General features: G+C 72.8%; 12 protein-coding genes and 1 pseudogene. 3 read left to right on the top strand and 10 right to left on the bottom strand.

Features of this window, described 5'->3' with window-relative positions; all coding sequences use genetic code 11:
• The first annotated feature begins 54 nt into the window (after nt 1-54).
• The gene (locus HGB54_RS02995) at nt 55-900 is read left to right on the top strand and encodes an aldo/keto reductase (RefSeq protein ID WP_456085602.1); all 846 of its coding nucleotides are present in this window, start codon (nt 55-57) and stop codon (nt 898-900) included.
• Nucleotides 901-947: 47 nt separating this feature from the next.
• Here the strand turns inward: HGB54_RS02995 and HGB54_RS02990 are convergent, their stop codons facing one another.
• The 6 genes from HGB54_RS02990 to HGB54_RS02965 form a co-directional block, all read right to left on the bottom strand.
• The gene (locus tag HGB54_RS02990) at nt 948-1,277 is read right to left on the bottom strand and encodes an EscU/YscU/HrcU family type III secretion system export apparatus switch protein (protein ID WP_168915136.1); all 330 of its coding nucleotides are present in this window, start codon (nt 1,275-1,277) and stop codon (nt 948-950) included.
• 45 nt (nt 1,278-1,322) lie between these two features.
• Nucleotides 1,323-2,123: a siderophore-interacting protein gene (locus HGB54_RS02985; RefSeq protein ID WP_168915135.1), complete on the bottom strand. Its 801-nt coding sequence runs from the start codon at nt 2,121-2,123 to the stop codon at nt 1,323-1,325.
• Between the two features lie 40 nt (nt 2,124-2,163).
• Complete coding sequence (locus HGB54_RS02980; protein WP_168915134.1) at nt 2,164-3,504, bottom strand: MFS transporter; 1,341 nt, start codon at nt 3,502-3,504, stop codon at nt 2,164-2,166.
• A complete protein-coding gene (locus tag HGB54_RS02975) occupies nt 3,501-4,487 on the bottom strand; it encodes an aldo/keto reductase (RefSeq protein WP_168915133.1) in 987 nt (328 codons plus the stop codon). Before HGB54_RS02975 ends, HGB54_RS02980 begins: the two co-directional genes overlap by 4 nt.
• Nucleotides 4,488-4,558: 71 nt before the next feature.
• The gene (locus tag HGB54_RS02970; RefSeq protein ID WP_168915132.1) at nt 4,559-5,044 is read right to left on the bottom strand and encodes an SRPBCC family protein; all 486 of its coding nucleotides are present in this window, start codon (nt 5,042-5,044) and stop codon (nt 4,559-4,561) included.
• A gap of 150 nt (nt 5,045-5,194) precedes the next feature.
• Nucleotides 5,195-6,145, bottom strand: coding sequence for a VOC family protein (locus tag HGB54_RS02965; protein WP_168915131.1), 951 nt, complete (start codon nt 6,143-6,145; stop codon nt 5,195-5,197).
• Nucleotides 6,146-6,324: 179 nt separating this feature from the next.
• On the opposite strand from HGB54_RS02965, the gene HGB54_RS02960 reads away from it, so the two are divergent.
• Nucleotides 6,325-6,936, top strand: a complete 612-nt coding sequence (locus HGB54_RS02960; protein WP_168915130.1) for an alpha/beta hydrolase — start codon at nt 6,325-6,327, stop codon at nt 6,934-6,936.
• A 49-nt stretch (nt 6,937-6,985) separates the two neighbouring features.
• On the opposite strand, the gene HGB54_RS02955 is transcribed toward HGB54_RS02960, so the two are convergent.
• Nucleotides 6,986-7,846 (bottom strand): alpha/beta fold hydrolase, encoded by an 861-nt coding sequence (locus tag HGB54_RS02955; RefSeq protein WP_168915129.1) that lies wholly within the window; start codon nt 7,844-7,846, stop codon nt 6,986-6,988.
• 535 nt (nt 7,847-8,381) lie between these two features.
• On the opposite strand from HGB54_RS02955, the gene HGB54_RS02950 reads away from it, so the two are divergent.
• Entirely contained in the window at nt 8,382-9,527 is a 1,146-nt protein-coding gene (locus tag HGB54_RS02950; RefSeq protein ID WP_168915128.1) for a DUF4349 domain-containing protein, read from the top strand.
• On the opposite strand, the pseudogene HGB54_RS02945 reads toward HGB54_RS02950, so the two are convergent.
• The 3 genes and pseudogenes from HGB54_RS02945 to HGB54_RS02935 all read right to left on the bottom strand — a co-directional run bounded on the left by HGB54_RS02945 (nt 9,524) and on the right by HGB54_RS02935 (nt 12,742).
• A pseudogene (locus tag HGB54_RS02945) lies at nt 9,524-10,656 on the bottom strand (mannitol-1-phosphate 5-dehydrogenase). The gene HGB54_RS02950 and the pseudogene HGB54_RS02945 overlap by 4 nt on opposite strands.
• Before the next feature lie 4 nt (nt 10,657-10,660).
• Nucleotides 10,661-11,107 (bottom strand): PTS sugar transporter subunit IIA, encoded by a 447-nt coding sequence (locus HGB54_RS02940; protein WP_168915127.1) that lies wholly within the window; start codon nt 11,105-11,107, stop codon nt 10,661-10,663.
• 123 nt (nt 11,108-11,230) lie between these two features.
• On the bottom strand, nt 11,231-12,742 hold the full coding sequence (locus HGB54_RS02935; RefSeq protein ID WP_168915126.1) for a PTS mannitol transporter subunit IICB: 1,512 nt from the start codon (nt 12,740-12,742) through the stop codon (nt 11,231-11,233).
• Nucleotides 12,743-12,755: the final 13 nt, after the last annotated feature.

The raw sequence follows: 12,755 nt of genomic DNA, 5'->3' as shown, positions 1-12,755 counted from the left end.
CGAGGCCGGGCGGTCTCCCACGCGATTGACGGGGGATGCCGGGATACTGGCGGGGTGACCAGTGCCTTCTCACCCCTGCTGACCATGAACGACGGCCGCAGCATCCCGCAGATCGGTCTCGGCGTGTACAAGGTGCCCGCCGACGAGACGGCGGCGCTCGTGCACGGCGCGATCGGGGCCGGCTACCGGCACATCGACACCGCCGCGCTGTACCTCAACGAGGAGGGCGTCGGCGAGGGCGTGCGGGCGAGCGGCGTCGACCGCGAGCAGCTGTTCGTGACGAGCAAGGTGTGGAACGACCGGCACGGGCTCGACGAGACGCGGCGGGCGTTCCACGAGAGCCTGGCGAAGACGGGGCTCGACTACCTCGACCTGTTCCTCATCCACTGGCCGGCGCCGACGCAGGATCGCTACGTCGAGGCCTGGCGCGCCCTGATCGCCCTGCGCGAGGAGGGTGTCGTGCGCTCGATCGGCGTCAGCAACTTCGAGCCCCACCACCTCGCCCGCATCGTCGACGAGACGGGCGTCGCCCCGGCCGTCAACCAGGTCGAGCTGCACCCGCACCTGCCGCAGCACGCGATCCGCGCCGCCGACGCCGCCCACGGCACCCTCACCGAGAGCTGGAGCCCCCTCGCCCGCGGCCGCGTGCTCGAGGCCGGCTCGCGCGACCGCGAGGTGCTCGACGCGATCGGCGAGAAGCACGGGCGCACCGCGGCCCAGGTGGCGCTGCGCTGGCACGTGCAGCAGGGGCTCGTGATCATCCCCAAGAGCACCTCGCTCGAGCGCGTGCGCGCCAACGCCGACGTCGTCGACTGGATGCTCGACGCCGACGACATGGTGGCGATCGCGTCGCTCGAGACCGGCGAGCGCACCGGACTGCACCCCGACGACCACGGCTGATCGGCCGAGGGTCGGCGGGCCGGAGCGCTGACGCGCCGCGCCCGCGCTTACACGTTCAGGAAGGCGAATCCCACGAAGGCCCACGGGATCGCGACGGAGACGAGCCCGAGCCCCACGGCGATGATGCCGACGATCATCGCCAGGAGCGAGCGCAGCGTTCCTGCGAGACTGCTGTTGCTCCGCAGCTCACGACGGGCCGCGAGCGCGAAGACGATCGCCCCGATCCCTGCCGCGGCGGACGCGACGTAGCCGCCGGTGACGATCGCGACGAGGGCGACGGCCGCGAGCCACACCGCCGGCCGCACGCTCGGCGCGACGGGCTTCTCGGAGGCCACCAGCACGGGCTTCGGCGGGTAGGGCGCGTCGCTCTCGGTCATGCCGACTCCTCGTTCCCGGCGATCGACCGCCGAGCAAGGCGCACGCTACCGCTTCCAGTAGCCCTTGACCACGGCCTGCTCGACCGGGATGCCCCAGCGCGCGAGCATCGCCCGGGCCGGCGCGACGACCGACTGCTCGGCGCAGACGAAGACGAAGACGTCGTGGCCGTCGGCGCCCGCGTCGGCGTCGGGGGCGGGCAGGGGGCGCGGCCGATCCGTCAGGGCGGCCGTGATCGCGGCGCCCGGATCGTGCGGCACCGGGGGCAGGATGCTGAGCTCGACGCCCGCCGGAACCTCGAGCCCCAGCGCCCGCGGGTCGTGGCGCGTCTCGAGCAGCAGGTCGCCGCGGGTGCCCGCGCCGAGCATCCCGAGGTAGCGGCGCAGGGCGGGCACGGCGGTGTCGTCGCCGGCCAGCAGAGCCCGCTCGGGCCGGCCGGTCATGAGCACGGAGCCCTTCGGCCCGGCGATGACGGCGGGGGCGCCGATCGGGGCCGAGGCGGCCCAGCGGGCCACGCCGGCGCGGGGCTCGGCCGCGGGCTCCCCCACCGCGTCATCCTGGTCGTCGTGCAGCACGACGTCGAGGTCGACCCAGCGCGGCTCGGCCTCGACCTGCCAGGCCACGGCCGTGTACGTGCTCGACGCACCGGCCGGCTGGCCCTGCGCATCGAGGGCGACGACCATGCGGAAGTGATCGCCGGATCCGGGCGCGTCGAAGCCCGCGAGCTCCCCCGGCGACGACTCGACCAGGCGCAGGCGCACGAAGCCCGGGGCGAGCACGGTGCGCTCGGCGAGCGCCACCCGGCGCGGGACGACGACGGCGGGATGGCGCGCGAGGGTGAAGGTCATGACTCCATGCTCGCGCATCCCGTCGTCGACGATCGCGCGCCTACTCGACCGCCGGCCGCCCCGGGGGCTCGGAGGGCGGGTTCTGGTGCGGGATCGCCCCCGTCGCGGCGGGCGGCTCGTCGCCGTTGTCGATCGTCTCGGGGTCGGGCAGCGACATGAGGAAGCGGTAGAAGATCAGGCCGAGCAGCGTGATGCCCGCGCCGCCGATGATCCACGGCACGCCGAGGCCCAGCAGGGCGAGACCGCCGCCCAGGAGCGAGCCGAGCGGCATGGTGCCCCAGAGAAGCGTGCGCCAGGTGCCGTGCACTCGGCCGAGCAGCCAGCCGGGGATGACCGCCTGGCGCAGGCTCATCATCAGGATGTTCCACACGGTGATCGCGCCCGACTCGATCGCGAACAGCGCGAAGGCCGGCCCCACCTCGGGCCAGACGCCGATGAGGATCGTGCTGACGCCGGCGAGCAGGTTGACCGCCGCCATCGTCGGGCCGAGGCCGAAACGGGCGCTCAGCCGTGCGGCGGCGACGGAGCCGAGCACGCCGCCGGCGGCTCCCGCGAGCAGGAACGCGCCGAACCCCGCCTCGGGCACCGCGAGCTCGTCGAGCACGTAGAGCACGAGGGTCGCCGAGGCGGCCGCGTAGAGCAGTCCGGTCGCGATCGTGAAGATCCAGAGGGTGCGCAGCATGCGGTTGCCGACGATGAAGCGCCAGCCGTCGAGGAACTGCTGGCGGAACGGCACCACGGGCTCGGCCGGCGCGCCCTGGCGGGCGGTGCGGAACTGGCGCCCCGAGGCGGCCTGCGGCAGCAGCACCGCGAGCACCACGGCGAGGCCGAAGGCGACGGCGAGCATCCCGAGCGGCACCAGCACGGCGAAGGCGAACAGCAGCGAGGTCAGCGGCGCCGAGGCGAAGTTCTGCACGACGAGCTCGGCGCCCTCGATGCGGCTGTTCGCGCGGGCGAGCTTCGCCTTCGGCACGATGCTCGGCACCACCGCGCGGATGGCACCGTCGTAGAGGGTCTCGCACGCGCCGTAGACGAAGATCAGCAGGTACAGCCAGGCGATCGTGAGGGTGTCGGTCGCGACGAGCGCGATGAGGCCGACCGCGAGCACTGTGCGCACGCCGGCCGCGAGGGCGAGGGCGCGGCGGCGGTCCATGCGGTCGACGAGGATGCCCGACGGCAGCGCGAAGAACAGCCAGGGCAGCATCGCCAGCGCGCCGAGCCCCGCGATGAGCACCGGGTCGTCGGTGAGCCGGGCCGCGAGCAGCGGGCTCGCTGTGCGCGCGATGCCGTCACCGAGGCTCGAGACGAGGTTCGCGGTGAAGACGTTGCCGAAGGTGCGGCCGAGGCCGCGGGGCTCGGCCGCGGCCGACCCCGCGCTCACCAGCGGTCGTGGATGGCAGCGCGGAAGCTGCGGTCGTACAGGTCGACGACACGGGCGTGGAACTCGGCGCCGAGCGGCTCGACGCTGCCGGCCGCCGCGTTCATGATGGCCTGCTCGGGCGAGCGGGCGCCGGGGATGACCGTGCTGACGCCGGGCAGCTGGGTGAGCCAGGCGAGCGCGGCGGTCGCCGGGGCGAGGTCGTACTCGGCGGCGAGTGCCGAGAACTCCTGCGCGGCGGCGACGCCCTTCTCGTAGTCGACGCCCGAGAAGGTCTCGCCGACGTCGAAGGCGTCGCCCTGCCGGTTGTAGGTGCGGTGGTCGTTCTCGGCGAAAGTCGTCTCGCTCGTGTACCGCCCGCTCAGCAGGCCCGAGGCGAGCGGCACGCGGGCGATGATGCCGACGCCCGCGCCGATCGCCGCGGGCAGCACGGCGTCGAGCGGCTTGAGGCGGAAGGCGTTGATGATGATCTGCACGGTCGCGACGTTCGGGCGGGCGATGGCGGCGAGCGCCTCCTCGACCGTCTCGACGCTCACGCCGTAGGCGCGCATGCGGCCCTCGGCGACCATGGCGTCGAGGTCGTCGAAGACGCGGTCGACCGAGTACAGCGCGGTGGGAGGGCAGTGCAGCTGCGTGAGGTCGAGCGTGTCGACGCCGAGGTTCTCGCGGCTGCGGTCGTTCCAGGCGCGCAGGTTCTCGGCGGAGTAGTTCTCGACCTCCTGCGGCATGCGGCGGCCCATCTTGGTGGCCACGAGCACGTCGAGATCGCTGCGGTCGGCGAGGTAGCGGCCGATCAGCTGCTCGCTGCGGCCGTCGCCGTAGACGTCGGCGGTGTCGAACATGGTGACGCCCGACTCGACGGCGGCGTCGAGCACGGCGCGGGCATCCTCTTCGCTCACATCGCCCCAGTCGGCCCCGAGCTGCCAGGTGCCGAGGGAGATGGAGGAGACGGTCGCGCCGGTACGGCCGAGGGTGGAGGTCTTCATGCCTTCAGCCTACGCAGACGCACCACGGGCCGCCGACGCCGGGTGGCGAGGGCGGCCCGTGGAGGGGGGCTCTAGAGAGCGGGGGTAGAGCTGTCCGGCGTGCCGCCGTGCACCTCGCCGCGCCAGCCGCCGGTGGCCGCGCCGCGCTCCTCGATGAACTCCTTGAACTTCTTCAGGTCGGACTCGGCCTGGCGCTCGTCGAGCCCCAATGCCGCGCCGGCCTTCTCGGTGAACGACTCGGGCTGCCAGGCCATCCGCAGCGTGATCGCGGTGCCGTCGCCTGCCGGCGTGAAGGAGACCTCGCCGACGTGCGTGGTGCCGTCCTCGGTCGCCCAGGCGATGTGCTCGTCGGGCACCTGGTCGGTGATCACGGCGTCGAACTCGCGCTCGACCCCGCCGATCTTGGTGACCCAGCGGGTACGGGTGTCGTCGAGCTGGGTGACGCTCTCGACGGCGCCCATGAAGTGGGGGAAGTCCTCGAACTGGGTCCACTGGTTGTAGACGACGCTCACGGGAGCGTCGACCTCGATCTGCGCGTTCATCGTGCTGGCACTCATGAGTGCTCCTCTCATCGGGAATCGCTGACGAGATCGAACGCTACGCAGGGCCGGGCAGCGGCATCAGGGGGTTGACAAGGGCCGGAACGGGGTACGGGCCCGGGCCCCGCGACCACCCGCGGAACCCGAGCCCGTGCTCGTGTCGACGACCTAGACCTCGATGGGCTCCAGGCTGTCGAGGATCTCGTCGCGACGGTCTTCGAACTGCGGCGGCAACTGGAACTTCGAGCCAAGCTCCTCCGGCGACTCGTCGCAGTCCCAGCCGCCCTCGGCGTGGGTGACGGCGATCTCGAAGAGCGCGCCCGCGGGGGTGCGCACGTAGACCGACTTGAAGTACTTGCGGTCCTTCAGCTCCGAGATGTCGGTGTAGCCCGCGCCCTCGATGTCGAACTTGACCTCGGTCTGGTTCTCGAGCGTGCCGGCGTTCCAGGCGGTGTGGTGGATGGTGCCGGCGCCGAAGTGCCAGGTGCCCTGGTCGCTCGTCGTGTCGGGGATGAGCTCGATGGTGTTGCCGTACTGGGCCTCGCCCGGGCGCAGCGTGATGCGGCCGTCCTCCTCGCCGACGGCCTGGTTGAAGAAGAGCGTGTCGGCGAATTCGACGGTGCGGTCGGGCGTCGTCACGTGGATGCCCACGCCGTAGATGCCGTGCACCGCGTACTCGGCCGGCACGCCGTTCTTCGTGTAGCCCTCGCGCGGGTCGCCCGTGACCTCGACGAGCGAGTACTCGAGGCCGCAGGGGTGCGTGAAGACGACGCGGTGGGTGCCGGCGACGTCGGCGCGGACGGCGTCGATGCCGTGCTCGGTGAGGCGCTTCTGCCAGTACTCCCCCGAGCCGGCGGGCACCGAGAGCAGCACCTCGCGAGCCTGGTTGGTGCCCTGCTTGCCGTAGAGGCCGGCCTGCGCGAAGGGGAAGGTCGTGACGACCGAGCTGGGGTCGCCCGTCGCGTTGGAGTAGTAGAGGTGGTAGATCGCCGTGGCGCCGTCGAACAGCACCGTGCGCTTGATGAAGCGCATGCCGAGGGTCTTGGTGTGGAAGTCGACGTCCTCCTGCGCCGTGCCGACGCAGAGGGTGATGTGGTGGCTGCCGTGGATGAAGGCCATGGTGATCTCCTTTGATCGCGGGCGGTTCGAGGCGGTTCGAGCCGCTGGGCCCGACGCTACATCCATGCAAATGCATGCACAATAGGCGCGAGCCGATTTCAGCCGCTTTACGGACAAATAGCCGCTATGCGAACATTGCCGGATGCGCGGCCCGCGCGCATCCCGCCGGAAGGAGCGCCATGACCGAGCTGCTGCACTACGGAGCCGACCCCGCGGAGGCCAGCCGCATCGTCATCGGCGTGCACGGTCGCGGACAGGGCGCCGTGTTCATGCACGGCATCGCGGCGCTCGTCGACGACCCGGGGCTGCACTGGATGCTGCCCGAGGCGCCCGGCGCCACCTGGTACCCGGCGCAGTTCATGGAGCCCTACGAGGCCAACCAGCCGCAGCTCGACGCGGGGCTCGACCGCATCGACGCGCTGCTCGCCGAGGCCGTCGCGCGGGGCGCCGAGCCCTCGCGCATCGCGGTCGTCGGCTTCTCGCAGGGCGCCTGCCTGCTCGCGCACCACCTGCTCACCCGCCCGGGGATCCGCGGGCCGGTCGCCCTGCTCACCGGCGGCTTCATCGGCCCCGCCGGTACCGTCGTCGCGTCGTCGCGCTCGCTGGAGGGCCAGACCGTCTACATGGAGGCGGCCGACGACGACCCCTGGGTGCCGCTCGGGCGCGTGCACGAGACGCTCGACGCCCTGCGGGCGGCGGGGGCGGATGCGCGGCTCGACGTGCGCGAGGGGAACGAGCACCACGTGCCCGAGTCGGCGCTCGCCGCGGTGCGGGCGTTGCTCGCGGGCTGAGCGCGGGGCAAGCCGCGGCGGCGCGGGATGCGGCGCGCGGCGGCGCGGCTCAGGCCGGCGGCGCCGGAGCGGCCGGGGCCGCGTCGATGATGGCCGCCACCGCGCGCGCAAGCTTGCGCCGCACGATGTGGTCGACGCCGTTCACCCGGGTGGTGGTGACGTGCCGCAGCTGCTCGGCGATCTTGAGGCCCCCGGGCGCGAGGAAGGGGTCGAGGGTTCCGTAGACGACGTCGACGGCGACGGGCACGGACGCGAGGTCGGCGATGGTGGTCTGCGTCTCGATGGCGTTCTGCAGCGAGAGCACGAAGGCCTGCCAGTTGCGCTCGGTCACCTCGAGCACGTTCTTGATGGGAGCGATGCGCGCGAGCGCCGCCGCGGTCGCGGTCGTGAACTGCCGGTTGGCGCGCATGAACTCGTAGAGCGAGAAGTAGAGGCCCATCGAGGCGCGGTCGCGCTGATCCCCGATGACGCTCGGCGGCAGGTAGAGGGGCGGGCTGATGAGCACGAGGCGCTCGAGCTCGCGCCGGTGGGTGGCGGCGTAGCGGGTGGCGATGAGGCTGCCGAGCGAGTGCCCGACGAGCACGAAGGGCTCGCGCAGGCGCAGGGCGCGGATGGCGGCCTCGACCGCCGCGGTGTGCTCCTCGAGGGTGTACGTGGCGTCGGCGGGAGCCGGCGATCGGCCGAAGCCGAGGAGGTCGATCGTGATGCAGCGGTGCGTGGGCGAGAGCAGCGGCACGAGGTTCTGGAACGTGACCGACGAGCTCGCGATGCCGTGGATCATGACGACGACGGGGCCCGGCGCGTCGGGCGGCGTGACGGGCACGCCCTCGCCGGCGCGCTCGGGATCGGCCGTGTCGCCGGCGACGTGCAGCTCGGGGGCCGGCCGGAGCCAGCGATCGAGGATGCCCATGGGCTCGAGTATGGCGGGCGGGGCTATGACGTGTCTCGGCGTTCTGCGTGCGGATCCGACCCGCTCTCGCCGGCGCTGATCCGGCGGAGGCGGTTTCGTGTTCGCGCTCCTTCCACTGCGCAGGACTTCGGTGACGAATCGTCGAGCATGTCCTGCAGAGTGGAAGGCGCGAGGATGACGGCACGGAATACGCGAGGCGTCGGCGTCCGGGAGGCGGGCCGGGGAGCCAGCCGGCAAAGCCGGCAGCCCCGAGGATTCGCAACGCGGGCTCGCGTCGCAGCAGGCGGAACGCAACGGAGGGGCCGGCTCAGCCGGCCCCTCCGTCCTTCGCGTCCACCCCTAGTCGCGCAGGTTGTCGGCCCTCCCCGGATGCGTCGCGAACAGGGCCTGGTCAGACCGTACCGACGCCGAAGCCCTCGCCCGCTCGTCTGCAGAATCCGCCCAGTGCACTGTCGGCGAGCGATCAGATAACGAACACGTCTCTGCGCGAAACGTTGGGTGGCGGCGCGCGGAGAGCGCTCCGTACGGTCGCCCCATGACCGCACACGACGCCCGCACGACGCCCCGCCGCACCGTCGCCCCCGGCGCGGCGCGCTCCACCTGCGATTCACACGGTGCGCGGCGCACCAGCGCCGCCCGCACACCCCGCGGGGCCCGCGGCGCCCGCGCTGCCGCCCTCGCCGCTCCGCTCGCGCTGCTGCTCCTGCTCGCGGGCTGCACGAGCGCAGCCGACTCGGCCGCCGACGAGCGCGGCGGGTTCGGCGGCATCGACGGCGGGCCGCTGCCCGCCGAGACGTTCCAGCCCGGCATCGAGGCACCGACCGCCGAGAGCGGCGGCGGCGGCGACGGGGATGCCGGCGGCGGGCTCGGCGAGGAGGTCGGGGACGGGACGGGCGACCTCGTCGACGGCTCCGGCTCGGGGCGCGAGGTCATCACCACCGGCAGCCTCTACGTCACCGTCGACGAGCCCCTGGACGCCGCGGCCGAGGCGGCCCGGATCGTGGAGCGCGCGGGCGGCCGCGTCGACGGCCGCGACGAGTACGCACCGCGGCAGGGCGACCGGGGCGGGGCCGAGCTCGTGCTCCGCATCCCGTCGGCGCAGCTCACCGAGGTGATCGAGTCGCTGCAGAAGCTCGGCGAGTCGGAGGAGCTCAGCCTCAGCGCGAGCGACGTGACCCGCGAGGTGCGCGACGTCGAGGCCCGCATCGGCGCGCTGACGTCGTCGGTCGAGCGGCTGCTCGCCCTGCAGGGCTCGGCGGGAGACGTCGAGGAGCTCATCGCGCTCGAGACCGCCATCAGCGACCGGCAGGCGCAGCTCGAGAGCCTGCAGTCGCAGCAGCGGTCCCTCGCCGACCAGGTCAGCCTCTCGACGCTGCGGCTCACCCTCGGCAGCGAGCAGACGGCGCCGGTCGACGAGCCCGACACCTTCCTCTCTGGCCTCGAGACCGGGTGGGATGCTCTGCTCGCCTTCCTCGGCGGCGCCCTCGTCGCCGTCGGCGTGCTGCTGCCGTGGATGCTCGCCATCGGTCTGATCGTGCTCATCGCGCTGCTCGTGCTGCGGCGCGCGCGCCGGCGCCACGACGCCGCGCGCGCCGCAGCCGCATCCGCGTCGATGTCGACGCCGGCCGAGCCGACGCAGGCCGGGCCCGCGTCCGCCCCGGCCCCCTTGGCGACCGACTAGCCCGCGCGCACCTCGGCGACGACGCTCGCGAGCGCGGCCGCGAGCGGCTCCCCCGCGGCGACGCCCATGACCTCGGCGACGATCTGCTCGTCGCTCGCCTCGGAGGCGAGCAGCTGCTGCAGGGCGACGCTCTCGGGATCGTCGGCGACGTCGAACCGCAGCCCGGCGCCGACCGCCGCGAGGATCGCGACCGGCGCGATGCCGAGGTCGGCGAGGCCGCGCGCGGGCGAGAGGAACCGCTCGTCCCGTGAGAGCTTGCGCATCGGCTGGCGGCCGACCCGGTCGACGCCGTCGGCGAGCGCCGGGTTCGCGAGGTCTCGCGGTAGGCGTCCTGCTCGGCGGCGGCGAAGCCGTGGCGGTCGACGAGCAGCCGCGAGGTCTCGAGCAGCACGGCCTCGACGGCGGCGCGCACGCTCGGAACGCGCATCCCCTCGTCGATCGTGGCCGCCCCGGCGAGGTGGCCGAAGTAGGCGCAGGCCGCGTGGCCCGCGTTCACGGTGAAGAGCTTGCGCTCGATGTAGGGGGCGAGCTCGGGCACGAAGTGCGCGCCCGGGATGCTCGGCACGGCGCCCGCGAACGGCCCCGACTCGATCGCCCACTCGCAGAACGGCTCGACGCGCACGTCGAGACCCGACGCGTCCTGCGCCGGCACGATGCGGTCGACCGCGGTGTTCGCGAAGACGCCGCGCGCGAGCACGGCCGCGGCGTCGTCCCCGAGCGCCTCGGCGATGTGACCGTGCAGCAGATCGGTAGCGCCGAGCGCGTTCTCGCAGGCCATGACGACGACGGGCGGGAGTTCGGCCGGGCGCGCGCGCAGGCCGTCGGCGATCACCGGCGCGATGAAGCGCAGCACGGTCGGGCCGACGGCGCAGGTGACGATGTCGGCGCTCGCGACCGCGGCGACGGCGGCGTCGCGGTCGGCGGAGGAGTCGATCGCGGTGAAGCCCGTGACGGTCTTCTCGCGCTCGTCCTCGCCGATCTCGATGACCCGGTACGAGTCGGCCGCGGCGATCTGGGCGATGAGCGGGCCGTTGACGTCGACGAAGACGAGGTCGTGCCCGGCCTCGTGCAGCAGCAGGCCGATGAAGCCGCGCCCGATGTTGCCGGCGCCGAAGTGCACGGCGGTCATGCCGCTACTCCGCCGCGTCGTTGACGTCGCCGAGCAGGGCGAGCACGGTCTCGGCGTCGGGGGCGGCGAGCATCTGCTCGACCGCGGCCTCGTCGCTGAAGACGAGCGCGAGGGAGGACAGCACGGCCATGTGCCCGCCGTCCTTGCCCGCGATGCAGGCGACGACGCGCACGGGGTTGCCGGCCCAGTCGATGGGCTCGGCGTAGCGCACGACCGTCATGGCCGAGGCGAGGATGGCGGCCTTCGCCTCGTTCGTGCCGTGCGGGATGGCGAGGTGGCTGCCCATGTAGGTGGAGGTGAGCGCCTCGCGCTCGTGCATCGCCGCCGCGTAGTCGGCGGTCACGGCTCCGGCGCGCTCCAGCAGTCGCGCGCCCTCCTCGATCGCCTCCTCCCGGGTGCGGGCGGTCCCGTCGAGGATGATGCGGTCGGTGGTCAGAACGGCGGAGCTCATGGGATGCCTGGTCTCTCTCGTGATCGGTCGGTGCCGAGCGGGGTGGTGCCGCGCGGCGGGGGCCGAGCCGGCCGCGACCTCAGGGGCCGCGGCCGGCTCAGCGCGAGGGTAGCGCCGCCGCCTCTACTCGGACTGCTGCGCGCGCACCCGCGCGACGACGTCGTCGTACGTCGGGCTCGACATGAAGTTGTCGACCGAGACGTGCACGGCGCCGGGGGCGGCCTGCTTGGCCCGCGGGGTCAGATCCTGGTGCGTGACGATGAGGTCGGCCTCAGCATCCAGGTTCGCGATCGCCTTGTTCGTGACGGTCACGCCCTCGACGCCGGCGTCCTTCAGCTTCTTGCGCAGCACCGTGGCGCCCATGGCGCTCGAGCCCATGCCCGCGTCGCAGGCGAACACGATGTTCTGGATGCGCACGTCGGTCGCCGAGGCGGTTCCGGCGGCAGCGCCCTCGGTGCCGAGGAGGCGGCCCACGTCGGAGTCGCGGCCCTTGTTCGACGCGTTCTGGTCGACGGCCGAGGTGAAGGAGTCGCCCTTCTCCTCGAGCGCGGCGAGATCCCGCTTGCGGCTCGCGCGCAGGATGAGCGACGCGATGAGGAAGGTGACCGTCGCCGAGAGCACGACCGAGAGCATGACGGCGACGATGCTGCCCGCGGGGGACTGCAGCGCGATGGCGAAGATCGAGCCCGGCGAGGCCGGGGCGCGGAGCCCGCCGCCCAGGAGCAGGTTCGTCGCGACACCGGTGGCGCCGCCGCCGATGAGGGCGAGCACGAGGATCGGCTTCATGAGCACGTACGGGAAGTAGATCTCGTGGATGCCGCCGAGGAACTGGATGATGATCGCACCCGGCGCCGAGGCCTTCGCGATGCCGACGCCGAAGAAGGTGAAGGCGAGCAGCAGACCGAGTCCGGGGCCCGCGTTGGCCTCGAGCAGGAACAGGATCGACTGGCCGCTCTCCTGCGCCTCCTGCGCGCCGAGAGGCGTGAGGACGCCCTGGTTGATCGCGTTGTTGAGGAACAGCACCTTGGCCGGCTCGATCACGATGCTCGCCAGCGGCAGGAGGCCGGTCTCGGTGAGGAAGCGCGCGCCCTCGCCGAGCGCGTTGCTCAGCGCGGTCACGACGGGAGCGATGCCGAAGAAGGCACCGAGGGCGAGCAGGAACCCGAGGATGCCGGCGGAGAAGTTGTCCACGAGCATCTCGAAGCCGGCGCGGATCTTGCCGGCCCACAGGGCGTCGACCTTCTTCATGAGGTAGGCCGCGAGAGGGCCGACGATCATCGCGCCGATGAACATCGGCACGGGGCTGCCGACGATGACGCCCATCGTCGCGATCGTGGCGACCACGCCGCCGCGGGCGCCGTAGATCATGCGCCCGCCGGTGTTGGCGATGAGCAGCGGCAGCAGGTAGGTGATCATCGGGCCGACGAGCCCGATGTACTCGTTGCCGTCGGCGTCGGGGAAGCCGCCGAGCTGCGGGACGGGCGTCCACCCGGTCGGGATGAAGAACGCGGTGATGAATCCCCAGGCGATGAACGCCGCGATGTTCGGCATGATCATGCCGCTGAGGAAGGTGCCGAAGCGCTGAACGCGCACGCGCGCGTTCCCCTTGGCGGGTGGTGCTGACGTCGTCGTCATGAGGTGGGTCTCC

Origin of the sequence: Microcella flavibacter, from assembly GCF_012530535.1 — a bacterium.
Lineage (GTDB): Bacteria > Actinomycetota > Actinomycetes > Actinomycetales > Microbacteriaceae > Microcella > Microcella flavibacter.
Note: the sequence above shows the minus strand (reverse complement) of the source record. Positions and strands in the feature narration are given on the sequence as shown.